At 61.6% G+C, this 26,997-nt stretch carries 27 protein-coding genes; 9 read left to right on the forward strand and 18 right to left on the reverse strand.

Annotated features, from left to right (window positions below; translation table 11 throughout):
• Positions 1-3 precede the first annotated feature (3 nt).
• From ACZZ0Q_RS15990 to dinG, 4 genes are all read right to left on the reverse strand, one after another.
• Entirely contained in the window at positions 4-981 is a 978-nt protein-coding gene (locus ACZZ0Q_RS15990) for an OmpA family protein (RefSeq protein WP_463541618.1), read from the reverse strand.
• 231 nt (positions 982-1,212) lie between these two features.
• Entirely contained in the window at positions 1,213-2,361 is a 1,149-nt protein-coding gene (locus ACZZ0Q_RS15995; protein ID WP_463541617.1) for a serine hydrolase domain-containing protein, read from the reverse strand.
• Positions 2,362-2,460: 99 nt separating this feature from the next.
• Complete coding sequence (locus tag ACZZ0Q_RS16000) at positions 2,461-5,031, reverse strand: beta-agarase (protein ID WP_463541616.1); 2,571 nt, start codon at positions 5,029-5,031, stop codon at positions 2,461-2,463.
• Positions 5,032-5,090: 59 nt separating this feature from the next.
• Positions 5,091-7,235: an ATP-dependent DNA helicase DinG gene (dinG, locus tag ACZZ0Q_RS16005; protein WP_463541615.1), complete on the reverse strand. Its 2,145-nt coding sequence runs from the start codon at positions 7,233-7,235 to the stop codon at positions 5,091-5,093.
• Positions 7,236-7,336: 101 nt separating this feature from the next.
• Between dinG and ACZZ0Q_RS16010 the strand changes: the two genes are divergently transcribed.
• Positions 7,337-7,801: a DUF2269 family protein gene (locus ACZZ0Q_RS16010; RefSeq protein ID WP_463541614.1), complete on the forward strand. Its 465-nt coding sequence runs from the start codon at positions 7,337-7,339 to the stop codon at positions 7,799-7,801.
• 82 nt (positions 7,802-7,883) lie between these two features.
• Here ACZZ0Q_RS16010 and ACZZ0Q_RS16015 read toward each other — a convergent pair whose 3' ends face one another.
• From ACZZ0Q_RS16015 to ACZZ0Q_RS16030, 4 genes are all read right to left on the reverse strand, one after another.
• A complete protein-coding gene (locus tag ACZZ0Q_RS16015; RefSeq protein ID WP_463541613.1) occupies positions 7,884-8,663 on the reverse strand; it encodes a collagen-like protein in 780 nt (259 codons plus the stop codon).
• The gene (locus ACZZ0Q_RS16020; RefSeq protein WP_463541612.1) at positions 8,656-8,994 is read right to left on the reverse strand and encodes a DUF1145 domain-containing protein; all 339 of its coding nucleotides are present in this window, start codon (positions 8,992-8,994) and stop codon (positions 8,656-8,658) included. The genes ACZZ0Q_RS16015 and ACZZ0Q_RS16020 overlap by 8 nt, the downstream gene beginning before the upstream one ends.
• Before the next feature lie 142 nt (positions 8,995-9,136).
• Positions 9,137-9,799: an OmpA family protein gene (locus ACZZ0Q_RS16025; RefSeq protein WP_463541611.1), complete on the reverse strand. Its 663-nt coding sequence runs from the start codon at positions 9,797-9,799 to the stop codon at positions 9,137-9,139.
• Positions 9,800-9,983: 184 nt separating this feature from the next.
• Positions 9,984-10,682 carry a PA1041 family peptidoglycan-binding anchor lipoprotein gene (locus tag ACZZ0Q_RS16030; protein WP_122496753.1) on the reverse strand — a complete coding sequence of 233 codons (699 nt, stop codon included), beginning with the start codon at positions 10,680-10,682 and terminating at the stop codon, positions 9,984-9,986.
• A 131-nt stretch (positions 10,683-10,813) separates the two neighbouring features.
• On the opposite strand from ACZZ0Q_RS16030, the gene ACZZ0Q_RS16035 reads away from it, so the two are divergent.
• Positions 10,814-11,311 (forward strand): DUF6231 family protein, encoded by a 498-nt coding sequence (locus ACZZ0Q_RS16035; RefSeq protein WP_463541610.1) that lies wholly within the window; start codon positions 10,814-10,816, stop codon positions 11,309-11,311.
• Between the two features lie 5 nt (positions 11,312-11,316).
• On the forward strand, positions 11,317-11,811 hold the full coding sequence (locus tag ACZZ0Q_RS16040; RefSeq protein ID WP_463541609.1) for a YchJ family protein: 495 nt from the start codon (positions 11,317-11,319) through the stop codon (positions 11,809-11,811).
• 90 nt (positions 11,812-11,901) lie between these two features.
• Here the strand turns inward: ACZZ0Q_RS16040 and ACZZ0Q_RS16045 are convergent, their stop codons facing one another.
• Complete coding sequence (locus tag ACZZ0Q_RS16045; protein ID WP_463560745.1) at positions 11,902-12,462, reverse strand: hypothetical protein; 561 nt, start codon at positions 12,460-12,462, stop codon at positions 11,902-11,904.
• 144 nt (positions 12,463-12,606) lie between these two features.
• Here ACZZ0Q_RS16045 and ACZZ0Q_RS16050 point away from each other — a divergent pair, with 144 nt between their 5' ends.
• The 4 genes from ACZZ0Q_RS16050 to ACZZ0Q_RS16065 all read left to right on the forward strand — a co-directional run bounded on the left by ACZZ0Q_RS16050 (position 12,607) and on the right by ACZZ0Q_RS16065 (position 16,899).
• Complete coding sequence (locus tag ACZZ0Q_RS16050; RefSeq protein WP_463541608.1) at positions 12,607-13,101, forward strand: LEA/WHy family protein; 495 nt, start codon at positions 12,607-12,609, stop codon at positions 13,099-13,101.
• 7 nt (positions 13,102-13,108) lie between these two features.
• Positions 13,109-13,315: an SEC-C metal-binding domain-containing protein gene (locus tag ACZZ0Q_RS16055; protein ID WP_463541607.1), complete on the forward strand. Its 207-nt coding sequence runs from the start codon at positions 13,109-13,111 to the stop codon at positions 13,313-13,315.
• A 311-nt stretch (positions 13,316-13,626) separates the two neighbouring features.
• Positions 13,627-14,274 (forward strand): glutathione binding-like protein, encoded by a 648-nt coding sequence (locus ACZZ0Q_RS16060; RefSeq protein ID WP_463560747.1) that lies wholly within the window; start codon positions 13,627-13,629, stop codon positions 14,272-14,274.
• Between the two features lie 96 nt (positions 14,275-14,370).
• Positions 14,371-16,899 (forward strand): penicillin acylase family protein, encoded by a 2,529-nt coding sequence (locus ACZZ0Q_RS16065; RefSeq protein ID WP_463541606.1) that lies wholly within the window; start codon positions 14,371-14,373, stop codon positions 16,897-16,899.
• 377 nt (positions 16,900-17,276) lie between these two features.
• On the opposite strand, the gene ACZZ0Q_RS16070 is transcribed toward ACZZ0Q_RS16065, so the two are convergent.
• Positions 17,277-19,370: an LTA synthase family protein gene (locus ACZZ0Q_RS16070; RefSeq protein WP_463541605.1), complete on the reverse strand. Its 2,094-nt coding sequence runs from the start codon at positions 19,368-19,370 to the stop codon at positions 17,277-17,279.
• Positions 19,371-19,590: 220 nt separating this feature from the next.
• The gene (gene speE, locus ACZZ0Q_RS16075; RefSeq protein ID WP_463541604.1) at positions 19,591-20,451 is read right to left on the reverse strand and encodes a polyamine aminopropyltransferase; all 861 of its coding nucleotides are present in this window, start codon (positions 20,449-20,451) and stop codon (positions 19,591-19,593) included.
• A 195-nt stretch (positions 20,452-20,646) separates the two neighbouring features.
• Here speE and ACZZ0Q_RS16080 point away from each other — a divergent pair, with 195 nt between their 5' ends.
• Both ACZZ0Q_RS16080 and ACZZ0Q_RS16085 read left to right on the forward strand, forming a co-directional pair.
• Positions 20,647-21,537, forward strand: coding sequence for a DNA-3-methyladenine glycosylase family protein (locus tag ACZZ0Q_RS16080; protein WP_463541603.1), 891 nt, complete (start codon positions 20,647-20,649; stop codon positions 21,535-21,537).
• A gap of 3 nt (positions 21,538-21,540) precedes the next feature.
• Positions 21,541-22,014 (forward strand): methylated-DNA--[protein]-cysteine S-methyltransferase, encoded by a 474-nt coding sequence (locus ACZZ0Q_RS16085; RefSeq protein ID WP_463541602.1) that lies wholly within the window; start codon positions 21,541-21,543, stop codon positions 22,012-22,014.
• Between the two features lie 11 nt (positions 22,015-22,025).
• Here ACZZ0Q_RS16085 and ACZZ0Q_RS16090 read toward each other — a convergent pair whose 3' ends face one another.
• The 7 genes from ACZZ0Q_RS16090 to aroC form a co-directional block, all read right to left on the reverse strand.
• Positions 22,026-22,217 carry a PLDc N-terminal domain-containing protein gene (locus ACZZ0Q_RS16090; RefSeq protein WP_122451337.1) on the reverse strand — a complete coding sequence of 64 codons (192 nt, stop codon included), beginning with the start codon at positions 22,215-22,217 and terminating at the stop codon, positions 22,026-22,028.
• 103 nt (positions 22,218-22,320) lie between these two features.
• A complete protein-coding gene (locus ACZZ0Q_RS16095; protein ID WP_463541601.1) occupies positions 22,321-22,542 on the reverse strand; it encodes a hypothetical protein in 222 nt (73 codons plus the stop codon).
• Between the two features lie 92 nt (positions 22,543-22,634).
• Positions 22,635-23,318: an acireductone synthase gene (gene mtnC, locus ACZZ0Q_RS16100; RefSeq protein WP_463541600.1), complete on the reverse strand. Its 684-nt coding sequence runs from the start codon at positions 23,316-23,318 to the stop codon at positions 22,635-22,637.
• A 155-nt stretch (positions 23,319-23,473) separates the two neighbouring features.
• Positions 23,474-24,019, reverse strand: a complete 546-nt coding sequence (locus tag ACZZ0Q_RS16105; protein ID WP_122451334.1) for a 1,2-dihydroxy-3-keto-5-methylthiopentene dioxygenase — start codon at positions 24,017-24,019, stop codon at positions 23,474-23,476.
• On the reverse strand, positions 24,016-24,651 hold the full coding sequence (locus tag ACZZ0Q_RS16110) for a methylthioribulose 1-phosphate dehydratase (RefSeq protein WP_463541599.1): 636 nt from the start codon (positions 24,649-24,651) through the stop codon (positions 24,016-24,018). Before ACZZ0Q_RS16110 ends, ACZZ0Q_RS16105 begins: the two co-directional genes overlap by 4 nt.
• Complete coding sequence (locus ACZZ0Q_RS16115; protein WP_463541598.1) at positions 24,648-25,844, reverse strand: MFS transporter; 1,197 nt, start codon at positions 25,842-25,844, stop codon at positions 24,648-24,650. Before ACZZ0Q_RS16115 ends, ACZZ0Q_RS16110 begins: the two co-directional genes overlap by 4 nt.
• Positions 25,845-25,902: 58 nt before the next feature.
• Positions 25,903-26,994 (reverse strand): chorismate synthase, encoded by a 1,092-nt coding sequence (gene aroC, locus ACZZ0Q_RS16120; protein WP_463541597.1) that lies wholly within the window; start codon positions 26,992-26,994, stop codon positions 25,903-25,905.
• Positions 26,995-26,997: the final 3 nt, after the last annotated feature.

Consider the following 26,997-nt stretch of genomic DNA (forward strand, 5'->3'; position numbering starts at 1 on the left):
AGCTCAGTTCTTCGCCTCGGCGGCTTTGTCCGGGTTGGCAGCCTGCCCTGGATTATTCTGCGCCACTTTGACCGAAGTCGACTTTGCCGTACTTGGCTTGTCAGCGGCCTTGGCAGCCGGTTTAGCGGCCGGCTTTTTAGCGGCAACGGCTGGCTTGGCAGCGGGTTTCTTCGCCGCCGGTTTGGCAGCAGCTTTCGCGGCGGGCTTAGCGGCGGTTTTACCCTTGGCTTTGGCGGGAGTCACGGCCGGAATCGGGTCGTTTTTCACCAGGGTTTGTACCGCAGGAACCGGGTCGGGCTGGTTGTACTTGGCCAGCAGCGCGCTCATGGTGTCTTGCGGCGTCAGCATGATTTCCACGCGGCGGTTAAGGGCGCGGCCTTCCGGGCTGTCGTTGGCAGCACGCGGCAGAACGGAGCCAAAACCGCGCACCATCAGGCGATCATTTTTCAAACCGCTCAGGCGGAAAATGGCGGTGACGGCGCGGGCGCGGTCCAGGCTCAGCTCGCGGTTACGCGCTTCTTCGCCCGACGGATCGGCATGGCCAAGAATCAGCACGGCCACTTGTTTGTCGTTTTCCACCAGCTTGGCAACGCGGCTGATCGGCCCCAGCGTAACGGGCATCAACATGCTCGGGCGGTCGGGGTTGAACGAGGAATCCACCGGGGCGGAGACCACCAGCAGGTTCTCACGACGCTCCAGTTCAAACTTGCTGCCCTCAAGCGCAGTGCGCAGGCGCGGCTCGTATTGGTCCATCCAGGCCTGGGTGATTTTCGGGTCGGGCATGACCACGACGTCGGCCTTTTTCTGTTTGTCGTCATCGCCAAACGGCCACCACCAATGACCGCCCGAGGCAGGCTTTTCAGCACTGGCCACGGGAGCGTTGGCAGCGGGGGACGTTTTGTCGGCGTTTTCAGGGGAAGAAGCACAACCAGCGAGAGCGGCGCACAGCGCCAGAGCAGCAGCAGACTTGGTAGGAAACATTGGAACCTCAAAAACACAAAAAAAAATAAACTCAAGAACCGCACAGCCCACGCTTTCTGCTTTGGAGAGCGCTATGGCCGGACTGGCTCGCGTAGCTGGCTGTTTCTAGCGGACAGCCATGGCAACGGTGCAGCGGCAAAGGTGATCACAATTGACGAGCCCACTCCTCCCTGACAGGGCACGCCCCCACTGTAAGCAGCTTCGTTTAACAGCCTGTGCACCGGGGTAAAACTACAAACATTCACCCAGCGTGCGCGCCAAATTTTGCGCCCGTGGGTCCATCAATACGTAGGGCCCGAGGGAATTGGTGACGAAGCCGAAAGCAACCTTACACGCAGGATCGGCAAAGCCGATAGAACCTCCCGCGCCGGGATGACCAAAGGCACGTGGGCCCAGACCGTAGGTGGCGTTCGGCACATCGGGCTGGTCGAGCATGCAACCCAGGCCGAAGCGTGTTTGCGTGAGCAACGTTTTGTCTTCACCCACGCTGTGTTCGCGGGTTAATTCGGCGAGCAATTGGCTGTCGAGCAACTGGCCGTTGAGCAAGCCGGTATAAAAGCCCGCCAGGCTGCGCGCGTTGCCGTGGCCATTGGCCGCCGGTTGCTGCATGCGCCGCCATTCCGGCTTGTTGGTGCTGGTCATGATCGACGGCGGATTGGCGAAGGCGCGCGTGGACATGGACGCCGGCTCGCTCATCATGGTTTTCAGCAAGCGCTGCGCCGAGGCGTCGCCGAAGTTGCCTTTGCTGCGGGAAATTTCCGCAACGCGGTAGAACTCCTCATCGGCCAGGCCGACGTGGAAGTCCAGCCCAAGCGGCTTGGCGATGCGGTCAACAATCGAGTCACCGGGGCCTTTACCTTCCACACGACGCAGCAGTTCGCCCACCAGCCAGCCGTAAGTAATGGCGGCGTAACCGTGGCCTTCGCCCGGCGTCCACCACGGTGTTTCGGCGGCCAGGGCGGCGGTCATGGTGTCCCATTCATACAGCGCTTGCGGCGGCAGCATCTCGCGCACTGCCGGCAAGCCGGCGCGGTGGCTGAGCAGTTGACGCAAGGTGATGTGTTCTTTGCCAGCGGCGGCAAACTCGGGCCACACCGTGGCCACGGGTGCGTCGAGCGAAAGCTTGCCCTCCCCCACCAGTTGTAGCGCGGCAACGGCGGTAAAGGTTTTGGTGCAGGAAAACAGGTTGGCGATGGTGTCGGTGTTCCAGGCTTGCTCACCGGCTTTGTCGGCGGTACCGCACCAGATGTCGATCACGGTTTCGCCGTCGATCTGAATACACAGGGCGCCACCTCGCTCCTGGGGATCGGTGAACAGCGCCGCGAAGGCGTCTTTCACCTGTTCAAACTTGATATCGAAATAGCCTTGAACTTGCTGCACGTTCAACTCCTCAGGCAGACGCAACGGGAAAGGCGTGTGCACCGTTCAGTGTGCAAACGCCCGCCCCTGCAGGGAACCATCCGAAAATCGGGCTATGCCTCAGCCGTGATTGCCACCGGCGCCGCCACCATGGCCGCCGCCAGCACCAGCGCCGGCACCGCCACCTGGGCCGCCGTGGCCTTCGCCACCTTTGCCCTCGCCGCCTTTACCCTTGCCCTCGCCGCCTTTGCCATCGACGCCTTTGCCGCCGCCGTCAGGCTTGGCAGGTGCCGCTTCAGCTGGCGCGGCCGGGGCTACCGGTTTAAGCACGGCCTTAAGCGCCTCGACGTTGGCGTTGCGCACTGCTTTCACGAAGCCGTCGAACGGGCGATCGGTGATTGCCACCAGGCCGAAGTGGCCGTTTTCGCCGTCCAGCAAGCGACCGGTCACTGGTTGGTCGAGGTATTGGAACAGGTGGGTGCCGACGATCATTGGCTCCTTCACCGCTTCCTCAACGAAATGGGCATACGCAGGGCCGCGCTGCTCTTCGTTGTACACCTCGCTGACGCCACCCCAGAACGGGCCACGGTCGCGAGAGCCAAAGTGGAATTCGGTGACCAGAATCGGTTTATCCAGGGCTTTGAGCGCGGCGAAGTCGTAACCGTGCTGCGGCTCTTTGGTATAGAAGTTGAAGCTCAGCACGTCGCAATACTGCGCGCACGCGGCCACCGCTTCCGGGTTGCTGGCGGCAAAGCGACCGCCCAGCAGCAGGTGGTTCGGCGCGTGCCAGTTCAAGGCATCGTCGATGGTCTTGAAGTAGGTGTCGGCGAACAGGCGCTGGAACTGCTGCATGTCCTGCTCGATCGCCGGGTGTTCCGGGTTCGGACGTGGCGCCTGGAAACCGGGGTCTTCCATCAATTCCCACGCCGGCAGCTCAATACCCCAGGCTTTCGACAGGCCGTCCTGGTTGCGGTACTTGTCGCGCAGCATTTTCAGGAACGCGCGCTTGGCCGGTACGTCGGTGGTCAAATTCAGGGTGCCGTAGGCCAGCGCGTAGCGGGCGTTCGGGTCGTTGGCCGGGCCGGCCCAGGCCAGTTCGTTGTCGGCGAAGAAGCCGATCAACCAAGGGTCATCGCGATGGTCGCGGGTGGCGATGGCCACGGCACGCTCGGCTGCCATTGCGAAGCGCGGGTCGAACGGGTCAGGCATGCCGCCCCACCAATCCACGCCGGTGCTGATGGTTTTGTAATCGCCACTGATCGACAGCGGCAAGGTGTACGGCATGCGCTTGGCAGCCGCCAGCGATGGATCGCTCCAGTTGCCGACGGTGTTGAAGCCCCACGCTTGCAGGCGGTCCAGGGTGTTGTGGGTCCAGCGCGCGCTGTCGAAACTCTTGGTCACGCACATTTCTTCGGCCACTGCCGGCGCGGCTGGAGGCGCGGCCACAACAGGCGGCGCAACTGGCGCGACGGCGGTGGTTTCAGCGGTGTTGGTGGTGTTGGCGGCGTTCGCTTCAACGTCGGCGGGCACTTCGCTTTCTTCGTCGTTCACCACTTGCGCGGTGCTCTTGTCAGCGACCTCGGCGCATTTTTGTTGCGGCCAGGTGCGCTGAAGGTTGGCGCGGTAGAAGTCGAACCAACGACCTTGGTCGAAGTTGCGGCCTTTGGCGGCGCCGGTGTCGGCACGGCTGCTGCTGCCACCGTAATAAGCGGCCAGCGGATCGCCCTCTTTGGGCAGGTCGGTGAACATGTTTTCGCGACCTTCCACGTAGGTCGCGCTGTTGCCCGCGCTCACGGTATTTACGCCGAGGGAATAGAACGGATGACCTTCGGGCGTGACCATAAACCAGCGGCCGTCACGTTTTTCCGTGCGGAAGAAGCCCGACGCTTCAAAGGTCGGCCCGCCGAGCAAGCCGCCGTACTGGTCCGTTTCGCCGCGTTTTTCCAGCCAGCTTTTCAGCTGCACGGTTTCTTTGGCCGCAGCGGCTTTGAGCTGCTCGTCACTGCCAACTTTTTCTGGCCACTGACCACGGGTGTATTGGCCATAGGCGTCCACGATGCCGGTGTACAGCTGCTTGGCGGTTTCATCGCCTTCGCGCACGCCGAAGCGGCCGAGCAGAATGCTCTGCGGCACGTCCGGCCGGCTCATATAAATGCCAACGGCGGTGACCTTGCTCAGGTCCAGATCGCCTTCAACGGTATCGGCCAGAATCACCCGCTGGCCGTCCACGGTCCATGGCATTGCCGGCGCGGCGCGCATGCCTTGGCTGCGCGGCGAGGTCGCGTGCAATGGAATCAACAGGTTCTGCGCCGGGCCGGCCGGCAGGGCAACACGGCTGGTGAGCACCTTGCCGTCGCTGCTTTCCATGCGGATGTCGAGGGTCAGGGCCCAGTCCATGGCGTTCTGAATACGCAGGGTCATGACATTGGCTTTAGACCAATCCCACACGCCGCTTTGCGGGGTCAGGCGCAGGTTGGGGTTGTCGGCGGGGCTGAAGGTCACCCGCCGCATCGGCTCGCTCTCGGCGGCCAGTTCAGCCGTCAGCGAAGGCAAGTTGGCGTTCTGGGTCTGCACCTGCACCACATCGGCGGGGCTGACGAAGTTGAATAGCGTCTGTTGCTCGGCGGCCAGCGCCAACGGGGGCGCGGTAACCATCAAGGCGAAAATACCGGGCAGTGAACGGCGGATCATGTGACGGGCTCTCCTGAACAACCAGCCAATAGACAGCGGACTTTTGATTTGATGCTGTCTTATGAAATTTCTCGGCGAAACGGCGGCAAGGCGTTAAGAATCGCCTTGCCATAGCGTTGGGTTACAACGCGTCGATCCAAAAGCGTAATAGTGCCGCGATCCGCCTCGGTGCGCAGTAGACGACCGCACGCTTGCACCAAACGCAGTGAAGCATCGGGCACGGCAATTTCCATAAACGGGTTACCGCCGCGCGCTTCAATCCACTCGGCGAGCGCAGCTTCTACCGGGTCATCGGGCACGGCGAAGGGGATTTTGGCGATCACCACGTGCTCGCAATAGGCGCCGGGCAAATCCACCCCTTCAGCAAAACTGGCCAGCCCGAACAGCACGCTGGCTTCGCCGTCATCGACGCGCGCTTTGTGCTTGTTCAGGGTTTCCTGCTTGGACAGATTGCCTTGAATGAATACGCGCTTGCGCCACTCGCGGTCCAGGCCGTCGAACACGTCCTGCATCTGTTTGCGCGAAGAGAACAGCACCAGCGTGCCGCGCGAGCCTTCAACCAAACCCGGCAGCTCGCGAATGATCGCCGCCGTATGGGCAGCGGCATCGCGCGGATCGGCTTTCAAATCCGGCACGCGCAACACACCGGCGTCGGCGTGCTGGAACGGGCTCGGCACCACCGCCGTCACCGCCGCTTTCGGCAAGCCGGCGCGCATCCGGAAACGGTCGAAGGTGCCCAGCGCAGTCAGCGTCGCCGAGGTCACCAGCGCGCCGTAGGCGACGTTCCACAAATTGCGCCGCAGGGTTTCTGCGGCCAGGATGGGGCTTGCGTTTACTTCGATGTCGAACATGGCGCCGCCTTCGGCCAGGGTCAGCCAACGCGCCATGGGCGGGCTGCTCTCCGGGTCTTCGGCGGTAAAGGCCAGCCACAACTCCCAGTTGCCCTGGGCGCGAGCCAGCAGGCTGCCGAACAGCGGATACCACTCTTCGGCCTGATGACTGGCGATGCCGATGGACGCTTCGCCGTCCATGGATTTTTTCAGCAATTCGGTGAGGCCGGTGAACAGGTCGGTCAGGCGCGAAAAGCCTTTCTTCAGCTCCACGCCCATCTCGGTCAAATGCTCCGGCACCACGCCGCCTTCAAAGCGATGACGCGGGCGCTCGCGGCCTTCCATGTCTTCGCCGGCCTTGAAGTCGGCCAATTGTTCGCAGGCGTTGAACATGAATTGCTGCTGGGTGCGAATCTCGCGGGCCAGAATCGGCACCTGCTCGATCAGGCGGCCGAGATCACCCGGAAGCGGGTTTTGCGCCAGCAATTTGGTCAGATTCTTCGCCGTCAGCTCCAGCCAATCCGCCGTGGAACGCAGACGGGTGTAATGGGCAAAGTGGCCGATGGCTTTGTCGGGCAGGTGATGGCCTTCGTCGAAGACGTACAGCGTGTCGCGCGGATCGGGCAGCACGGCGCCGCCGCCGAGGGCCAGGTCGGCCAGGACCATGTCGTGATTGGTGACGATAACGTCGACCTTGCCCATGCCCTCGCGGGCCTTATAGAAGGCGCAGGTCTGAAAGTTCGGACAATGGCGGTTGGTGCACTGGCTGTGATCGGTGGTCAAGCGCGCCCAGTCGGCGTCTTCCAGCGCTTCGGACCAGCTGTCGCGGTCGCCGTCCCATTTGTTGCCGGCGAGCTTTTCGACCATTTGCGTGTAGAGCTTCTGGTTGCCCTGGTCGACCTCGATTTTGAAGCCTTCTTCGGCAAACAACGCGGCGGTGGCGTTTTGCGACTCGCCTTCCTGCATCAGAATGTCGAGCTTGGACAGACACAGGTAACGGCCTCGGCCCTTGGCCAAAGCAAAGGTGAAACTCAGGCCGCTGTTGCGCATCACCTCGGGCAGGTCCTTGAACACGATCTGCTCTTGCAAGGCGACGGTCGCGGTGGCGATAACCAGGCGTTTGCCGGCTGCTTTGGCCAGGGGAATGGTGGCCAGGCTGTACGCCACGGTTTTACCCGTACCGGTGCCCGCCTCGACCGCCACTACCGCGGCGTCGCTGCTGCGCCGGCCTTCGTCGTCAACCTTGATGGTGCCCAATACCTTGGCGATCTCGGCAATCATCAAACGCTGGCCGTAGCGAGGCTTGAGCCCTTTGGCTTCGAGAAAGCGGGAATAGGCGCCCTGGATCTGGGACTTGATTTCAGTACTGAGCAATGGCGGGTTCTGCGAGATAAGCGAGCTGGATAAATTTTCAGTGGTCAAACTGGCCGGCTATGATAGCGCGCGTTTTGCCAACCGCCGACCGGAGATTGTGAATGACTGTTTATGCCCTGCTCTACGCCCTGCATGTTCTGGCTGCCGTTGTTTGGGTAGGCGGCATGTTCTTCGCCTGGATGGTGCTGCGCCCGGCCGCCGTCAGCGCACTGGACGCCCCGGCGCGGCTGCGCTTGTGGAGCGCGGTGTTTCCCCGTTTCTTTCTATTCGTCTGGCTGTGCGTGTTGCTGTTGCCGATCAGCGGCGTGGGCATGCTACAGCTGCATTTTGGCGGTTTCGAGACGGCGCCTAAATACGTGCAGGTAATGATGGGCTTGTACCTGGCGATGCTGGCGTTGTTTATCCGCGTTCAGGCGCTGCAGCTTCCGGCGCTCAAGCGCGCGGTGGCAGCGCAAGACTGGCCGGCCGGTGGCGAGGTACTCGGCAAGATTCGCCGGCTGGTGGGGTTGAATTTGTTGATCGGGATTGTGGTGGTAACGGTGGCGGCTACGCGGGCGAGCTTTTAAAAGCATTGCGGCTAATCGGAATGCCGCCCAGCCGCTCCCACAGGATCTAAAACTGTGGGAGCGGCTTTAGCCGCGATGGGTTTTACTGGATACGAATCAGATTGAAACTACCCGCTGGCCCATCGCTGCCCGGCTTACCCGGCTGGCCTGGGCGACCCGGCTCTGCACCGTCGGCGCGATACACCAGGCAGCCTTTCGACGCCCCGCCCTTGCCGCCTTTGCCGGCTTCCCCAGCTGCGCCACCCAGGCCGCCGTCAACTTTCACGGTCACCACACTTTCCGCAAAGCTAGCCGGCACTTCCAAGCGCACCTGGCCGCCGGGCGCACCGGCCAGGCCATCGCCGCCGTTCTGGCCGTCGTAACCGCGCCCGGCCTGGCCCCACATGCAACCGCCCTGCTTGCCGTCGGCGCCTTCCAGGCCTTGATAACCGGGCCTGCCGATGCCGCCGCGTACGTCAATGGTCAGCGCGCCAATGGTGGCTTGTTCCAGGCGAATGGTCAGATTACGGCCCGGCGTGGCGGGTTTTTCAAAACTGCCGCTGGCGCCCCGGCCGTTGATGTGGCTGCCGGTTTCCAGCTCGGCATGACGCGCTTCCAGCCGAAACGGTTCGGCGCTAGGGGCAACCGAGATGTGCGCGTCACGTCCCATGTGCAGGTGGCCAACACGAATTTCGCTAACGGTGGGCGGCACGAACAAGGTGGCCGACTCGGCGATGTCGAGTCGGTCCAGCGACAAAATGCTGGTGGCGGTCGGCAAACGCAGCAGGGAGTGGGGCGCAACGTTTACTTCCACGTCGGCCTGGGCCAGGGCGCTGAGTAAAACCAGGGGCAGTACGCTGACGGCGAGAAGACGCTTATGCATGTTCCACCTCCGCTTTGCCCGGTTCTTCAACAGCCGGCACAGCGACCGACTCCGGTTGTTCGAGCACGGCGGCCGGTTCCGGATGAGCGACGCCGTAGAGGTGAAAAATGCCAAACAGCAGTACCTGGATACGGTGCGAGGTGAGGTTGTCGAGGCCACGCAAGCGGTTGCCGAAGATGGCCAGCTCTACTACGTGCGCCAGTAGCACCACTCCGCCGAGCACATTGAGCAAGACGTCCATGGGTTTGTTCAGCGGGCTCACAAGGTTGGCCAGCACCAGCAACCAAAACACCGCCACTGCGGTCTTGCCCACCTGCAAAAACACCTTCATTGCACCGTCCCCTTGTTATTTTTTCTCGTCGCGCACCTTAACCGCATGCAGGCGACTGACACTAGCGTACCGATGAAAAACCGGCGCAAAAAAACGGAGGCACCAGGCCTCCGTTTTTCACTTCTCGGTGCACGCAACGGCCTTAGCGGCTGACGTGCAACTCCACGCGGCGGTTCTGCGCGCGGCCTTCGTCACTTGCGTTATCGGCCACCGGCTGGCTTTCACCGTAGCCGACAATCGACAGTTTCTGCGCCGGTATACCTTGCGCCGTCAGGAAGTTGGCCACGCTTTGCGCGCGCCGTTCCGACAGGCTTTGGTTGTACGCATCGCTGCCTTTGCTGTCGGTATGGCCGGCCACCTGCACACTCACCAGGTTGGCACCCGTTAGGCGTTTGCTGATTTCCATCAGGGAGTGTTTCGCGCTTTCGCTCAACTCGGCAGAGTCGAAGGCAAACAGCACGTCACCCGCGTCGCTCAGTACGATGGTTTCGTTCTTGGCGGGCTCGGGGGCTGGTTCTGGGGGCGGTGCCGGGGTTGCCGCGGGGTATTGCGGCAGTGGGCAGCCACTGTTGTTTACCGGGGTGTTGGCGGGGGTGTCGGCGCAGACGTCGCGACGGTCATGTACGCCGTCTGAATCGTCGTCTCCATCCAAGGCATAGCAAATCAAACCAAACACGGTGCAAATGGGCCAATTTCCCTGGTTAAGCGGGGCGTCTCCGTTACTTGAAGTCGACGAGCAACCAGACAGAACACTGCTGACCAAGAGAAGAAGGGGTACCGTGACCCGAAAGGATAGGGTTGGCATTTTTTTTAGTCTCCTGAGTCGCCGGCGGGTGCCGGCTCCAGAAGTAAAGACCAGCCCCGCGCAATAGGGTTGGCATTATTTATTGCGCCATTGCCGTTTGGCCTGTTCTGACCTGAGCAATGCCTTGGATAAGATGAACGTCCGCCTACCGTGCCCTGCAGGGCAGGACACGGTAGCGACGGGTTTAGCGGTGAATCTTGATTTCCACGCGACGGTTCAACTGACGGCCTGCGTCGGTTTTGTTGTCCGCTACGGGCATGCTTTCACCGGCGCCTACTACGTCTACGACGTTGTTAGGCGACACGCCATTGGCCACCAGATAATCCGCCACCGATTGCGCGCGGCGCTCGGACAGCTTCTGGTTGTAAGCGTCCGAACCGACACTGTCGGTATGCCCGCTAACGGTCAGCTTGGCGTTCGGGGCTTCGCTCTTCAGGCGTGTGGCAATGGTGTCGAGTTTGGTTTTGTCGGTGGCGGTGAGCTTGGCCGAGTCGAACTCGAACAGCACATCACGCACCACGATCACTTCGTCCTCAACCACTACGACTTTCTCAACCACTTCTTCCACAACCGCTGGCGGTGGGCAGCCATTGGCATCCACTTGCGTGTTAGGCGGTGTGCCGGGGCACTTGTCGCGGCTGTCTGGGACGCCGTCGCCGTCTTCATCGCCGTCGCCATGGCTCCAGCAATAACCGGCGGCCAACGCGGCGCCGCCTAACGCGCCCCAGCCTGCCCAGGACGAACTTTCAATGGCGCCCAACGCGGCACCACCTACACCACCAACCGCTGCACAGGTTGGCCAATCGGTTTTCTGTAAACCGGCACAGCCGGTCAGCAACGTACTTAATAGAATCAGGGGTACTGCAGTCCGTTTGATGCTCATATGCACAGTCTCCTCATGGGATCGGCGTAAACCGACACTCAGGGAGTAAAGACGGCACTTTTAGAATTCGCCAGCACTAGGCCATATCGCTGCATCAAGCTAGGCTTGTCGCTCATGTTCGAGGATTTTCGATGACTGAAAGCTTTTCTGCGCGCACCCCTCAACAGGCTGTTGCCGCCCTGCTGGACCGCTACGCGCCAGCCCGTTTGCTGGTCGTCGGTGCCAACGATTTTCCCGCCGTGCAAGCGTTCCAACAGGCCCACCCTGACAGCGTGTGCGCCTTTGCCCCAGCGGGCCCGCTGCCTGCCGAGTTGGCCGCGCAACGCTTCGACCTGGCATTGATTGCCGACTGCCTGGAACACCTACCCAAACGCACCGGCCTGGAACTGCTGGGCGGCATTCGCAATCTCAATGCCAGTCGCCTGGCCGTTTTGGTCGACTTGCCCGCCTGCGGATTGCTCGACACCGACCTGTTCGCCCTGGCCCTGCAAGCCAGCGAACGCTTCCAGCGCGACGCCCAGGTTCTCACCCTGTTCACCTACGACTTGCGTGAGTACAAACAGGTGCCGGACTGGCTCAACGCGAAGTTCTGGGCCAATCCGGAAAATTTTGGAAAGTACTGGTGGTAGCGTTCATGCCTGCTTCGCCAACAACACAAGCCCCCGACACCGCCTGCCCCTGCGGCAGCGGCAATTTGCTCAGCGCCTGCTGCGGCCATTACCACGACGGCACGCCAGCACCGAGCGCCGAAACCCTGATGCGCTCGCGCTACAGCGCCTATGTGCTGGGCCGCATCGACTACCTCAAAAGCACCACCCTGCCCGCCCAACAGGCCGCGCTCGACACCGAAGCCATGCACGTGTGGAGCGCGCAAAGCACCTGGTTGGGCTTGGAAGTGGAAAGTGCCGAAGTGCACGGCGGCAAACCCGAGCACGCTTTTGTCACCTTTACCGCACGCTGGCACGACGGCACTGGCGAACACGCGCACCGGGAACGGTCGGGGTTTGTGCAAAACGACGGGCGTTGGTATTTCATCGACAGCACGGTGCCATTGAAGGCGACACGCAATGATCCGTGTCCGTGTGGCGGGGGTTTGAAATTCAAGAAGTGTTGCGCGGGTTTTGTTTAGCGAACGCGGATAACGATCAACATCATCGAGGCTGAAGCCTCTCCCACCAGGCAACGATTTAGCGTGGGAGAGGCTTCAGCCCCGATGCTTTTATTCCTGCAACTTCAAATGCGAAATATCTGGCGGCGGCCCGGCCGGGGCGGTTTTGGCCTGGCCCATATCGCTGCCCGCTGGCGCCAGGCTGAACTGGCTGAGGTCAACCTTTGGCGCGACCGGCTCTGGCTTCTGATCTTGTAAATCGACACCGACCGGCGCGATGCCGAAGTCGGGTGCTTCCACGTCGCTGAACGCGGCCATGTATTCGTCACGCGGGGCGACGACCAGGGGTTTGGGCGTACCAGCAGAAGCGGCGGACGCTACCGGAGCGGGCGCTGGTGGCTCGTAGGGTGGCGGCGGCGCCATTTCGACTTCTTCAATCTCGACGTCCATGTTGCAGACCTCGACCACCGCACCAGCGCGCTCGATGGTCGCCCGGTATTTTTCTGCGGCGGCTTCGTCGAGGTTGTTCTTGATCACCAGGCGGCGCCCGGAAAACAGCAAGGCAATGCGCTGGGCATCGGCCTGGAACAGCTTGGCCATGTTGGCTTTCACCAGATCCAACTGTGCGCCTGGCACCAGTTGTCCGGAGAAAGCAATCTCGTAACGGCTCATCGTCACACTCCTTTCCGAGGCGGCCTGTCCGAGGCGGGTCCGCGTTTCACACGCGATCAAGTATGGCGTAGATTTTTTTATATAAACAACACGTTGCCCGGAACCTGCGGCTTGCGACACACTCGGGCAACTAGGGAGTTCGCCATGCGGCAGCACGCCATGCGCAGCACACACATCGCCATCATTGTTTTGCTCAGCCTGGCCTCGGGCTTGAGTGGGTGCTCGTGGTTTGCCGGCGACCTGCAAGACCCCACGGTGCAGTTGCAAAAAGTCGATGTGATCAAAGCCAAACTGGTGGAGCAGGAATTTCTGCTGCACCTGCGCCTCGACAACCCCAACGACCGCGATCTGCCCATTCGAGGCATGACGTTCAGCCTGTACCTCAACGACATCAAACTGGCCGACGGCGAGTCTGACGTGTGGGCCACCGTGCCGGCCAACGGCCACCGGCGCATCAAGATTCCGCTGCGCACCAACCTCTGGCGCAACCTCAAGCCCATTGCAAAAATGCTGGAAAAACACGACCAGCCGATCCGCTACCGCTTCTACGGCGTGGCCGAAACCGGCGTGTTGTTTGGCGCGAGCGTGCACCTGGAACGAAATGGCGAGATAATTCCCGGCGATTTTATTCCGGAGTAAGTCTGCAATGAGCCAAGAACCCCACGTCCACGGTCCTGACTGCAACCACGACCATGATCACGACCATCACCACCACGACCACGGTCACGTGCATGGCCCGGACTGTAACCATGGGCACCAGGAGCCGGTGCGCAATGCGTTGAAGGATGTGGGTCGTAATGATCCGTGCCCGTGCGGGAGCACGAAAAAATTCAAAAAGTGCCACGGGGCGTAAGTAACCGATCGGCTGCGCGTCGGCCTGGCTGCGTTAAAAAAACGTTTTGAATGCTCATGGGCTCCAGCCCACTGCGCTTCAAAACGTTTTTTTGCCTTGCCAGACCTAGCTCGCTCGATCTTGAGCTTCGGTGCCTGTTGAAGATCAAGGGCATCGAGGCTGAAGCCTCTCCTACAGAGGTGATTTTGATGGTGTAGGAGCGGCTTCAGCCGCGAATCCCTGCAAACGCAAAACACAGCCGCTGCGCTGTGTGCTGAACCTTCCCCGCTTCCCTTCAGTCAGTTAACTACACGTCTTAACGGAGCTTTCCGATGATCGATCTGTATTACTGGACCACGCCCAACGGCCACAAGATTTCGCTGTTCTTGGAGGAAGCCGGGCTGCCTTATAAGGTGCATCCGATCAACATCGGAAAGAACGAGCAGTTCGCGCCGGACTTTTTGAAGATTTCCCCTAACAACCGCATTCCCGCCATCGTGGATGACGAACCCGCTGACGGCGCTGAGCCGCTGTCGGTTTTTGAGTCGGGGGCGATTTTGTTGTACCTGGCCGAGAAAACCGGCGCGTTTATTCCCGCCGATTTGCGCGGCCGTCAGGAATGCCTGCAGTGGGTGTTCTGGCAAATGGGTGGCCTGGGGCCGATGGCTGGGCAGAATCATCACTTCAATATGTTCGCGCCGGAAAAAATCCCCTACGCGATGAAGCGTTATGTGGATGAAACCGCGCGGCTGTATGGCGTGCTGAATAAGCAGCTGGAAGGCCGTACGTTCATCTGCGGCGATGAGTACACCATCGCCGACATGATCAGCTACCCATGGATCGTGCCCCACGAGCGCCAGCAGCAGAACCTCGACGACTTCCCCAATCTGCAACGCTGGTTCAACGCCATCAAGGCGCGGCCGGCGACAGTGCGTGCCTATGCATTGGCCGAACGGATCAATCCGCAGCCGAAAAAATAACGCCCGCCCAACGCCCGTGGTCGCTTGCGCGGCGGCGGGCGCCTCACTAACGTAGCGCCTGCCGTTTTTTATTGATTCTTGCAGGAGCTTCACACCATGGCGTCGCCATTCTTCACGCGTCTCACAGCTGCCGCCGCCCTGGTGGGCGCCGTGAGTCTCAGCGGGTGTCAGAGTTGGCTCGACAGCCACTACGCCGACAGCCTGCCGCCCACCACTGGCATTCAGCCGGTCAAGGGTCTGGCGCAAAGCGTGTCGATCCGGCGCAACGCCATGGGCATGCCGCTGATTGAAACCACCACCTTCCACGACGCCCTCTTCGCCCTCGGCTATGTGCATGCCGGCGATCGCCTGAGCCAGATGGTGGGCATGCGCCTGATGGCCGAAGGACGTTTGTCGGAAATGGTCGGGCCGGGCGCCCTGGAAATCGACCGCTTTATGCGCGCAGTAAACCTCAAGCAAAGCGCCGACGTGTTGTACAAAAATGCCTCGCCGCGCATGAAGAAGTTCTTCGAGGTGTATGCCCGCGGGGTCAACGCTTACCTGTACCGCTACCAGGACAAACTGCCGATGGACCTGGCCGAGTCCGGGGTGAAACCGGCGTATTGGAAACCGGAAGATTCGGCGCTGATTTTCTGCCTAATGAACTTCGGCTTGTCGGTAAACCTGCAGGAAGAAATCGCCTCACTGGCGCTGGCGCAAAAAGTCGGCAGCGACAAGCTCGCCTGGCTGACGCCCACCTACCCCGATGAACCTTTGCCGTTCGAGGAAGCCGACAAGCTCAAAGGCCTGGCGCTAAGCGGGCAAATTCAGGGCTTGGGCGCGCTCGGCAAGGTCACCGAACAAATTGCCGGGTTGGACATGCTCGGCGTTGCCGCGTCCAACAACTGGGCCATCGCGCCGCAGCGCAGCCGTGGCGGTAAAAGCTTGTTGGCCAACGACACGCACCTGCCGATTTCCATGCCCTCGGCGTGGAACTATGTGCAAATCCGCTCGCCGAAATTCCAGGCCGCTGGCGTCTCGATTGCCGGTGTACCCGCCGTGGTCGCTGGGTTCAACGGCAAGCTGGCGTGGGGCATGACCATGGTCATGGGCGACAACCAGGACCTGTTCCTGGAGAAGATCAAACGCCAGGGCAGCCAGGTGCTGTACGAGGCCGACGGCAAGTGGGTGGCCGCCAAGGTGCGCCAGGAAACCTTCTTTATCAAAGGCCAACGCCCGGTGCGCGAAGCCATTTATGAAACCCGCCACGGCCCGCTGCTCAACAGCGTGCTAGGCGAGCGCAAACATATGTTGCAGCCACTGCAAATCAGCAGCGGTTACGGCCTGGCGCTGCAAAGCGCGTCGCTCGATGGCGACAAAACCCTGGATGCGTTCTTCAACCTGTCGCGTGCGCAGTCGGTAGACCAAGCCTTCGACGCCACGCGTGAGATTCGCGCCATCCCGCTGAACCTGGTGTTTGCCGACGCCCAGCATATTGGCTGGCAAGTGACCGGCCGTTACCCCAACCGCCGTGCCGGTGTGGGCCTGCTGCCATCGCCGGGCTGGAATGGTCAATACGACTGGGACGGTTATGCCGACCCGATGCTGCACCCCTACGATCAGGACCCTGCGCAAGGGTGGCTGGGCACCGCCAACCAACGCACCATTCCCCGTGGCTACGGCATGCAGTTGTCCAATTCTTGGTACTACCCGGAACGTGGCGAGCGCATCGCCCAGTTGGCGGGCGCCGGCAAGCACGACGCGAAAAGCATGATCGCCATGCAGTACGACCAAACCTCGCCGTTCGTGGCCAAGCTGCAAGGCATGCTCGAAGCGCCGGGCATGGCCCAGCCGCTGAAAAAAGCCATCGACGCCCTGCCCGCTGCCGACCGCGCCAAAGCCCGTGAAGCGTATAGCCGCCTGATGGCGTTCGACGGCAACCTGCGCGCCACGTCAGCCGACGCCGCGCTGTACGAAGCCTTCCTGCAAGAAAGCATGCGCCAGACCTTCCTCGACGAACTCGGCCCGGACACCAGCGCCGCGTGGAAAGCGCTGGCCGATACCACCGACCTCTCTTACTCGGCTCCGGCTGATCATTTGCTCGGCCGCGACGACAGCCCGTTCTGGGACGACGTAAAGACGCCGCAAAAAGAAGACAAGCCCGCGATTCTGGCGCGCAGCTTGGCGGCAGCGGTCGCCCTGTGTGAAAGCAAACTGGGCGCCGACCGCGCGGCCTGGCAGTGGGGCAAGCTGCACAGCTACACCTTCGCCACCGACTCCACGCAAATGGCCAAGTACATGAGCGGCAGCGACGCCACTGGTGTGAATGCCATCAAGGGTTATCTCGACCGCGGGCCGTACGCGGCTGGCGGCGACCACACCACCTTGAACGCGGCGGCGTACCACTGGGGCAAAGACTTCGATACCTGGCTGATTCCGGCCATGCGCATCGTCGTCGACTTCGCGCAACAGGAACCGATGATGGGCCTGAACAGCACCGGCCAATCCGGCAACCCGGCTAGCCCGCACTATGCCGACGGCATTGATGCCTGGTTGAAAGGCCAGTACATGACGTTCCCGTTCCAGTCGCAAAACCTGGACAAGGTGTACGGCACCAAACGGCTGATGCTTACGCCGGGCAAGTGAAGAACTTTCGTCGGGGCTGGCGGAACTATTCGTACAGCCGCTGACTCAGAGAAAGTGGACTTACTCCATAGATCTTTTTAGGGCACCTTCGGGTGCCCTTTCTTTTGGTTGGTAGAAAGTCGAAAACAGGTTTGGAGCCCACGCACGGTTGAACTTTGCTGGGCGGCGTTGTTCAGACCTTATGCATCGTTTGATTCTCCGGGCGCCATTTAAGGCGCCTATTTTTTTGCCTGCGATTTGGTGGTTTGCTTGGCGCGACCAGGTATTGCATCGCCCAAAAAGCATCGCGGCTAAAGCCGCTCCTACAGGTTGTATTAATTCCTGTAGGAGCGGCTTTAGCCGCGATTGGACCTGGCCTGAAAACTAATTAGCTACGATCAATCCGGGTCTTTATCCGGCATCCCGTCCACGACACCGGCGGTGTTGTCCAGCAGGCTCTTGGTGGCGGTTTGCAGGAAGGCTTCCAGCTGTTTTTTCAGCTCAGGATCGATGTCGCCCGGCACGCGGGTGGCGCTGGCTTTGGCGCCGAGCTGGTAGTCGTACAGGCGCGGTTCGAAGCCTTTGGGTTGGATCAGGATGCGCTCCGGCGTAACGATGGCCACGGTCTGCTCGCCGCCCGAGGGCTTGATCACACCGATGCCGTGGTCGCCTTCTGGCAAGGTCAGCAGGTCGCGGCCCCAGCATTGGTGGCGCACCTGGCCACCGAGGCGGCCCATGATGGTCGGCACGATGTCGATCTGGGTGCCAACGGTGTGGCGCAGCGGACCGAATTTTTCCTGAATGCCTGGGCCGATCAGCAGCAGCGGCACGTTGAAGCGGAACAGGTCCATCTCGGTTAGTTGCTCGTCACTGCCGAAACCGTGGTCGCCAACAATCACAAACAGCGTGTCTTTGAAGTACGGCGCTTTACGCGCTTTTTCAAAGAACTGGCCCAACGCCCAATCCGAATAACGCATGGCGGTGAGGTGCTCGTCCGAGCTGCTGCCGGTGTTCACCCGTTCAACCGGCAAGTTCGCCGGCAACGCGTACGGCGTGTGGTTGGACAAGGTTTGCAGCAGCGCATAGAACGGCTTCTGGCCGAAGTTGGTGGTCAGCTCTTTGGCGCCACGGTCGAACATGTCTTGGTCAGACACGCCCCAGGTCGGGTCCATAAACACCGGGTCGACGAAGTCTTCGCGACCAATGAAGTTGGTCATGCCCTGGTTGCTGAAGAATCCGGACTGGTTGTCCCACTGGAAGTTGCCGTTGTAGACGTATAGGTTGTCGAAGTCGCGGGCATCGAGCAGTTGCGGCAAGCCGGAGAATTTGTGGTTGCCCTCGGGCATGCGCATCAAATACTCGAAGCTCGGCAGGTTGGGGAAGCACGCCATGGTGGCGAACATGCCCTGGTGGGTATGGGTGCCGTTGGAGAAGAAACGGTCAAACAACACGCCCTCCTTGGCCAGCTTGTCGAATTCCGGGGTGATGTTCAGCGGGCTGCCGAGGGCGCCGACGAAGTGGCCGGCGAAGCTTTCCATCAGAATCACCACCACGTTTTTCACACCCGGCAAGGTGCCATCGGCCGGCGGCGTGAAGTCTCGACGGATCGCGGCCTTGTCGGCATCGACCAGCACGTCGTGGGGGGTGAGGATCATCTTGCGCACGATGTCCTGCGCATCGCCGTCCGCCATGGTGGATTTCCAGGCGTTCTGGCGATGGGACGAGAAACTGGCCGAGGCCGCAGACACCAGCGTCAACGTGCCGTTAAGGCCCAGTTGGTTAGCGAACATCGACTCGGTGGTATAGGCGTCGCCCCAGCGCAGCGGTGGGCCTTGCTGCAAGGTGCCACGGGCGGCCAATACGGCGAGCACCAGGCACAACACGAACGCTACGCCCCGCAGCGGCCATGAGGTGCGGCTTTGCGCGGTGGCATCCACCAACGCGGTTTTGCCACGACGGCTGAGCAGGTCCAGGCCTTTGAACAGCTTCCACAGCAGCCACGTCGCCACCGCCCACGCCAGCAAGTAACGACCCACCGGGAAACCGTTCCAAAGCATGCTCAGCACGGTTTTCGGGTCTTCCTGGAAGTATTGGAATACGAGGCTGTTCAGGCGCTGGTGAAACTCGCGGTAAAAGTCCAACTCGGTCAGGCCGAGGAACAGCGTGACGCTGGCGAAGAACGTCAGCCATACGCGCATCCAGCCTCGGCGGGCCATGGCGGCCGGAATCAGGATCGCGATCAGCAACGGCGCACAGGCGTAAACGATCACTCGCAGGTCAAAGCGCATGCCGTTGAAAAACGCTTCGGCGAAGGTGGCCACGGTGTCCTGACCGATCAGCTCGCGGTTGTACACCAGCAGCGCCACGCGCAGCAGCGTGTACATCACCAACAGCGCAAAGGCGCTGGAGAAGGTGAAAAGCAAATGGCTTTTCAGCGTAAAAGGGCCGCGCGTAGAAACGGAAGAACTGCTGAGAGCGTCCGATCGTGCCATGTGTCCGAAACTCACTGGTTAGACATGCGTGAAAAAAAGGGTGACGAAGAATACTCCGCCGCCCCGCCAGAAGCGAAGCCGCGAATAGTCGGCGAGCGAATGTGAAAATTTCGTTTAGAAACTGCCTGATGAGGTCCTGTTGGAGCGGCTTTAGCCGCGATGCTTTTTGGCCATCAACCGCATCGCGGCTAAAGCCGCTCCTACAGGGTTCAGCGGAAGATCAGGCGTTATCGGCTTTGCCGATGGCTTCCAGCACGTATTGCGGCAGGGCGAAGGCGCCCAGGTGCACGTCGGGGTTGTAATAGCGGGTCACAATTGCACTGGCGGCGAAGCGCTGGCGCAGGGTGTCCAGCGGCAGGTCGCGCAGGCCCGGTTGCGTTGCGCCCCAGGCGAAGGTCATGGCGCCGCCAATATAGGTGGGCACCGCTGCCGTGTAGAAATGCCAGTCGGCGAACAAACCGTTCATGCGCCCGGCTGTGTTTTGCACGCCATCAAGCTGCATAAAGGGTGTGCCGTTCTGGGTCACCAGAATGCCGCCCTCGTTCAGGCAGCGGCGGCAGGCTTGGTAGAAGTTTTCCGAGAACAGCACTTCGCCCGGGCCGATCGGGTCGGTGGAGTCGGAAATGATCACGTCGAATTTTTCCGTGGTGGTGGCAACGAAGCGCATGCCGTCGTCGATCACCAGGTTCAGGCGCGGGTCGTCGTAGGCGCCGTTGGAATGGCGCGGCAGAAACGCTTTGCACATGTCCACCACCGTGCCGTCGATCTCGACCATGGTGATGTGCTCGACACTGCGGTGTTTGCTCACTTCACGCAGCATGCCGCCGTCGCCACCCCCGATGATCAGCACCCGGCGCGCCGAGCCGTGGGCCAGAATGGGCACGTGGGTGAGCATCTCGTGGTAGATGAATTCGTCGGCTTCGGTGGTTTGAATCACGCCGTCCAGGGCCATGACGCGGCCCATGCGCGGATTCTCGAAAATCACCAGATGTTGGTGTTCGGTGCGCACTTCGTGCAGCAGTTTGTCCATGCGAAAACGTTGGCCGTAGCCTTCGTAGAGGGTTTCCTGATAGTCGCTCATGGCGTTGTTCCTCTGCGCCGCGCCGTGAACGGGCGCGGAAAAAATCGGGGCTGAAGCACGTCGGCTCCAGGCGAGCGGCGCATTCTACGTGGCCGGCCATGACAGGTCGAACCTCTCTCGCAGTCGCCCCTGCTACTAATTCAACAGCAAGAACGGGAGAGACAGGCGCGCGGCCGAGTCGCTATCGTTACGGCCATGAACACATCGTCCAGCCCTCTGCTTCTGCCCTACGTGCCGCCATGGAATTGGCAGCAGTTCCACGCCTACTTCGCCCTGCGCTGCCTGCCGGATATGGAGCGGGTGAGTGCCAATGGTTACGTGCGCACCGTTCGGATTGGCGAAACCACGGGCTGGTTCGCCCTGCGCCATATGCCCGAACACGGCGCGCTTGAGCTGACCGTAAGCCCATCCGCCACGCCCCTGACGCCCCTGCTCAGCGCGCGGGTGCAGCGCATGTTCGACCTAGACACCGACACCAGGTTAATCGCCCAGCACCTGAGCCAGGATGCCCAATTGGCAGCGCTGGTCGCCCGCTATCCCGGCCTGCGCATTCCCACCGCCTTCGATCCGTTCGAGCAAGCGGTGCGCGCCATCGTAGGCCAGCAGGTGACGGTGAAAGCTGCCGTGACCATCGTCGGCCGCCTGGTAAAACGCCTGGGTGATGAACTGATCGACGCACCAGTAGACGGCCCCAACCGTCTGTTCCCCACGCCACAGGCCATCGCCGAGGCGGACCTGGCGGGCATCGGCATGCCCGGCAAGCGGGTCGCCACCTTGCAAGGTTTCGCCCGTTCCGTGTGCGACGGGCGCCTGGCGCTGCATGCCGATGATGGCGTCGACGATTTGATCGAACGCTTGCGCGCCCTGCCCGGCATCGGCCCGTGGACCGCGCAGTACATCGCCTTGCGGGCTTTTGGCGTAGCGGATGCCTTTCCCGCCAGCGACCTGGGGCTACTGAAAGCCAAACTCTGGGGCAGCGCCGGCATCACCGCCCCGGCCCTCACCGCCCAGGCCGAAGCCTGGCGACCGTGGCGCGCCTATGCCGCCATGTACCTGTGGCAAAGCTACGCCGAACCCGAGGAATGACCGATGCACTACCGCTACCACGACAGCCCCATCGGTCCGCTGCTGATTGCCGGCGATGAGCAAGGCTTGCGCCTGCTGCATATGGACGGCGCACAGCCGTGGCAGCTGAACGAAAACTGGCAGGCTGCGGATGCAGAGTTGGATGAGGTGTGCCGGCAGTTGGACGACTATTTTGCCGGCCGGCGTCAGCGGTTCGAGCTGCGGGTGGCACCGCTCGGCACGCCGTTTCAGCAGGAAGTATGGAAGGCGTTGCAGGCGATTCCGTTTGGTCGCACCTGTAGTTATGCCGACCTGGCGCAGCGCATCGAGCGCCCGTCAGCGGTGCGTGCGGTGGGCGCCGCCAATGGCGCCAACCCGATTGCCGTGGTCATTCCCTGCCACCGCGTGATCGGCAGCAACGGCACCCTCACCGGCTATGCCGGCGGCCTGGAGCGCAAACAGTTGCTGCTGCAACTGGAGGGTGCCTGGTTGTTGTAGCGGGTGCAGCGTCAGATGCGCACGTTGCCGCGCGGCCCGGCAATGGCCCAGATAATCAGGCCCAGCACCGGCAGCAGCACAATCAACAGCACCCACAGCACTTTCATGCCGGTCTCGGCGCCGCTTTTCAGCACGTTGATGATTGCCCAGATATCCAGCGCCAGAATGATCAGGCCGATCAGGCCATTAAAACCAGAACCCATGGTGATACTCCTTAGTGGGATTGCTCTTCTAGGATAGTCGGCCGCAGGTTAGGTTCAGGATTTGTGCCATCACTGTGATTGCGCTCGCGCTTATGGCGGCGGCCTACGGTCGGCGCGCAACCCCAGCGCGCGGCCCCATCACATACCAGTTGAAAAACCCCAGCAGCGGAAACAGCACCAGCAGGCTGATCCACAGCACTTTCAGTTGCCGGGCCAACGGGCTTTTGACCACGTGGTAGCCGGCCCATAAGTGCAGCGCGACCAGCACCGCCAGGGCGGCGAAGAACCAGTAGCGGTAGGCGTAGTAGTCGAAGTCCAGAAACATGGCGTTTCCCGTCGCGACAGGTGTTCTCTAAAGAGCCTGGCGGGGGCGACGAGGTTCCGCCTTTGTCGCGGCGCCGCCGGTTAGTAGGCGTTTCAGTAGGCGTTGAGGTCGATCAACGCGAAGCTGGCCAGCGTCTGATGGCCGCGCAATTCGCCGCCTTCACGGGCCAGGCCGCAGGTTTGCAAACCGGCCGCCTGGGCGGCGTCCAGCTCTTCAACGATGTCAGACAGAAACAGCACTTCATGCGCTGGCACGCCAATGCTGGCGACGATGGTGCGGTACGACTGGGCCTCGCGCTTGGGCCCCGACGTGGTGTCGAAGTAGCCGGAAAACAGCGGCGACAAATCTCCCGCGACCGAACAGCCGAAAATCAACTGCTGCGCCTGAATCGAGCCGGATGAGTACACGTAAAGCGCGTAGCCCTCCTCCTTCCAGCGCTTCAAGGCTTCAACTGCATCGGGGTAAACGTGCCCTTTGAGCAGACCGGCCTTATAGCCTTCAGCCCAGACCATGCCTTGCAGCGCCTTGAGCGGCGTGGCTTTGCGGTCTTCGGCGATCCACTGCAAGAGAATGTCGATCACGCGGGCCACATCAGCCTGCGGCTCGCCGCTTTGCTCGCGCACCGCGTTTAGTTGCTCGGCCACTTGCGGTTGCTGGGCGTTGAGTAAAACGAACTCCGGCAAGTGCTCGGCGGCGAAGGGGAACAGCACATCAAAGACAAAACTCACCGCGCTGGTGGTGCCTTCGATGTCGGTGAGGATGGCTTTAATGGGCATGGGTGGTGTTCCTTTCGAATTCGAACAAACATCTACAACAAAACATACGTCATCCTCGCGCACGCGGGGATCCAGAATTTTCGCCATTACATATATTCTGGATTCCCGCTTTCGCGGGAATGACGGTGGGCGGGTTTGCGACGGGCGCGGGCGTTTCAGTCTTCCAACCGCGGAAACCGGCTCGCAATATCCTCGCCAGTAAACTTCGCCACCCAACCTTCAGGGTTGTTGAACAGGCGAATGGCGATAAAGTGCGGGTGCTCGCCCATATCAAACCAGTGCCGCGTGCCGGCCGGCACGGAGATGAGGTCGTTCTTTTCGCAAAGCACGGCGTACACGTAGTCGTCGATATGCAGGGTGAATAATCCGCGTCCGGCCACGAAAAAGCGCACTTCGTCTTCGGCGTGCTGGTGTTCATCGAGGAACTTGGCGCGCAGTTCGGCTTTTTGCGGGTGGTCGGCGTTGAGGCTGATGACGTCGACGGTGACGTAGCCGCGCTCGTTCATCAGCGCGTCGATTTGCGGCTTATAAGCGGCGATCACTTCATCCTGGCTGGCGCCCGGCTTGATCGGCGCCACGGCTTGCCAACGCTCGAAACGCACGCCCACCGCGGCCAGGGTGCTGGCGATGTCTTCGAGGTGGTTGAGCACTTTGTTGGGGATGTCCGGCGTGGCGACGGAAAACACACTGAGGCTGCTCATGGCGCGGTTCTCTCTGTAGACGTGAGGCCAAACGCGCGCATTTTCAGCTCGCACTCGAACAGGAATTCAAACGCTTCGATCTGGCGCAACGCGTCGTTCATGCGCGCGCCCCAGGTGTACAGGCCGTGGCCGCGAATCAGGTAGCCCACGCAATCGGGGTGCTGCTCGAGCCAGGGCTGAACCTTGGCGGCCAGGCGGGCGATGTCTTGGTCGTTGTCGAAAATCGGCACGCGCACTCGTGACTCGTGGGTGGCGATGCCGCTGAAGGCTTTTTGCAGTTCGTAGTCTTCGAACACCAGCTCGCTGGCCTCGGTGGCGCGTGATAGCACCGTGGCGTTAACCGAATGGGTGTGCAGCACCGCGCCAATATCGGCGCGCCATTGGTACAGCTGGGTGTGCAACAAGGTTTCAGCCGAGGGCTTTTTGCCGGGTTCCAGGGAGTTGCCGTGCAGGTCGGTGGCGAGCACATCCTCTGGGCCTAGCTGGCCTTTGTGCTTGCCGGAAACGGTGAGCAGCGCCTCAGTGGCCGAGAGCCGCGCCGAGTAGTTGCTGCTGGTGGCCGGCGACCAGCCGCGACCATAAAGAAAATGTCCTGCCGCGATAATCTCGTCGGCCAATTGTTGCCGGCTCATGCCCGCTCCTCTTCCAATGCGGTGGGTGGCTGTGCGCCGTCGCGGGCGTTGTCGCTTGGCAGACGCAGCGCAATGATAACGGCGGCCGCCGTGGCCGCAACACTGGCGAGGGCAAACGTCCAGGCCGGGCCCAGCGTGTTCCAGCTATACCCCGAATACAGCGCCCCGCACGCACCGCCGATTCCCGCCAGTGCGGCATAAAGCGCCTGGCCCTGGCCTTGTTGGTTGGCGCCGAAGCTGCGCTGCACGAAATGAATGGCCGCCGCATGAAAGCTGCCAAACGTGGCGGCGTGCAGCACCTGAGCCAGCACCAGCACGGGCAAGTGCTCCGCAAAATTGCCCAACAGCAGCCAGCGCAAGGCAGCCAACAGGAAGCTGGCCGTTAGTACCTGGCGCAAGCTGAAGCGCTGAAGAATGCGCACCATCACTAGAAACACCAGCACCTCGGCGACCACGCCCAAGGCCCACAGCTGGCCGATAAACCCACGGGCGTAACCCAGCGCCTCCAGGTGCAAGGTGAGAAAGGTGTAATACGGCCCATGGCTGAGTTGCATCAGACCGATGCACAGGTAAAACGCCAACACGCCCGGCTGGCGCAATTGGGCGAGGAAGCCCCCGACGTTGACGTGACTGTCGCGCGCATACGGCTGGGCGTTCGGCACCCAGTAACTGCTGACCACGATGCCGGCCATGATGGCCACCAGCGCCCAGGGATAAATGTCCAGGCTCAGCCATTCGAACAGCTTGCCCAGCGCCGCCACGCAGACGATAAAACCGATGCTGCCCCACAGGCGAATCTGGCTGTAACGCGCGGCTTGCTCGCGCAAATGGGCCAGGGTGATGACTTCGAATTGCGGCAACACGGCGTGCCAGAAGAACGCGTGCAGCGCCATGATCAGCGCCAGCCAGGCGTAGCTTTTGCTGATGAAGATCAGGCTGAAACACAGCAAGGTCGCGGCGGCGCCAAAGCGCACGATGGCCAGGCGTTTGCCGGTTCGGTCGCCGATCCAGCCCCATAAGTTGGGCGCCACGCAGCGCATCAGCATGGGAATGGCCACCAGCTCGCCAATGCGCGCCGGGGAGAACCCAAGGTGATGAAAGTACAGCGCCAGAAACGGCGCGGTGGCCCCAAGCAGGGCGAAGTAGCAGAAGTAGAAACTGGATAACCGCCAGTACGGCAGTGGGCTGGCCATCACGCCTACCCCGCCACGCCCAGTGCGCCCAGACCGGGCGCCAGGGCAACAGGCGAAATCACAGCTGGCCCAGCACCGGGGTGCTGACGTGTACGTCGGCGTTCTGCCCACGGTTACGCAGCAGGTGGTCGAGCAACACGATAGCCATCATCGCTTCAGCAATCGGCGTGGCACGAATGCCCACGCACGGGTCGTGACGGCCTTTGGTGATGACATCTTGCGGCTGGCCGGCGACGTCCACCGAGCGGCCCGGCGTGGTGATGCTGGAGGTGGGTTTCAGCGCCAGGTGCGCCACGATGGGCTGGCCCGACGAGATGCCGCCAAGAATGCCGCCGGCGTTATTGCTGAGGAAACCTTCTGGCGTCAACTCGTCGCGGTGCTCGGTGCCGCGCTGGGCAACGCAGGCGAAACCGGCGCCGATTTCCACACCTTTCACCGCGTTGATGCTCATCAGCGCATGGGCCAGGTCGGCGTCCAGGCGGTCGAAAATCGGCTCGCCCAAGCCAGGCATCACGCCAGCGGCCACCACGGTAATTTTCGCGCCGACCGAATCCTGATCGCGGCGCAGCTGGTCCATATAGGCTTCCAGCTCCGGCACTTTGCTGGGGTTGGGGCAAAAGAAGGCGTTGTCTTCGACGCTGTCCCAGGTTTGGAACGGAATCTCGATGGGGCCGAGTTGGCTCATGTAACCGCGCACCTGAATGCCAAAACCGGCCAGCACCTTCTTGGCGATGGCACCGGCTGCCACGCGCATGGCGGTTTCGCGTGCCGAGCTGCGGCCGCCGCCACGGTAGTCGCGTACGCCGTATTTGTGGTGGTAGGTGTAATCGGCGTGGGCCGGGCGGAACAGGTCTTTGATCGCCGAGTAGTCTTTGGACTTCTGGTCGGTGTTGCGAATCAGCAGGCCAATCGGCGTGCCGGTGGTTTTGCCCTCGAAGACGCCGGAGACGATTTCAACTTCATCGGCTTCCTGGCGCTGCGTGGTGTGGCGGCTGGTGCCGGGCTTGCGGCGGTCGAGGTCGATCTGCAGGTCTGCTTCGCTGAGCTCAAGGCCGGGTGGGCAGCCGTCAACGATGGCCACCAGGGCCGGGCCATGGCTTTCGCCAGCGGTGGTGACAGTGAACAGCTTGCCGTAGGTGTTGCCGGACATGCA

Source organism: Pseudomonas sp. AC070, assembly GCF_979258635.1.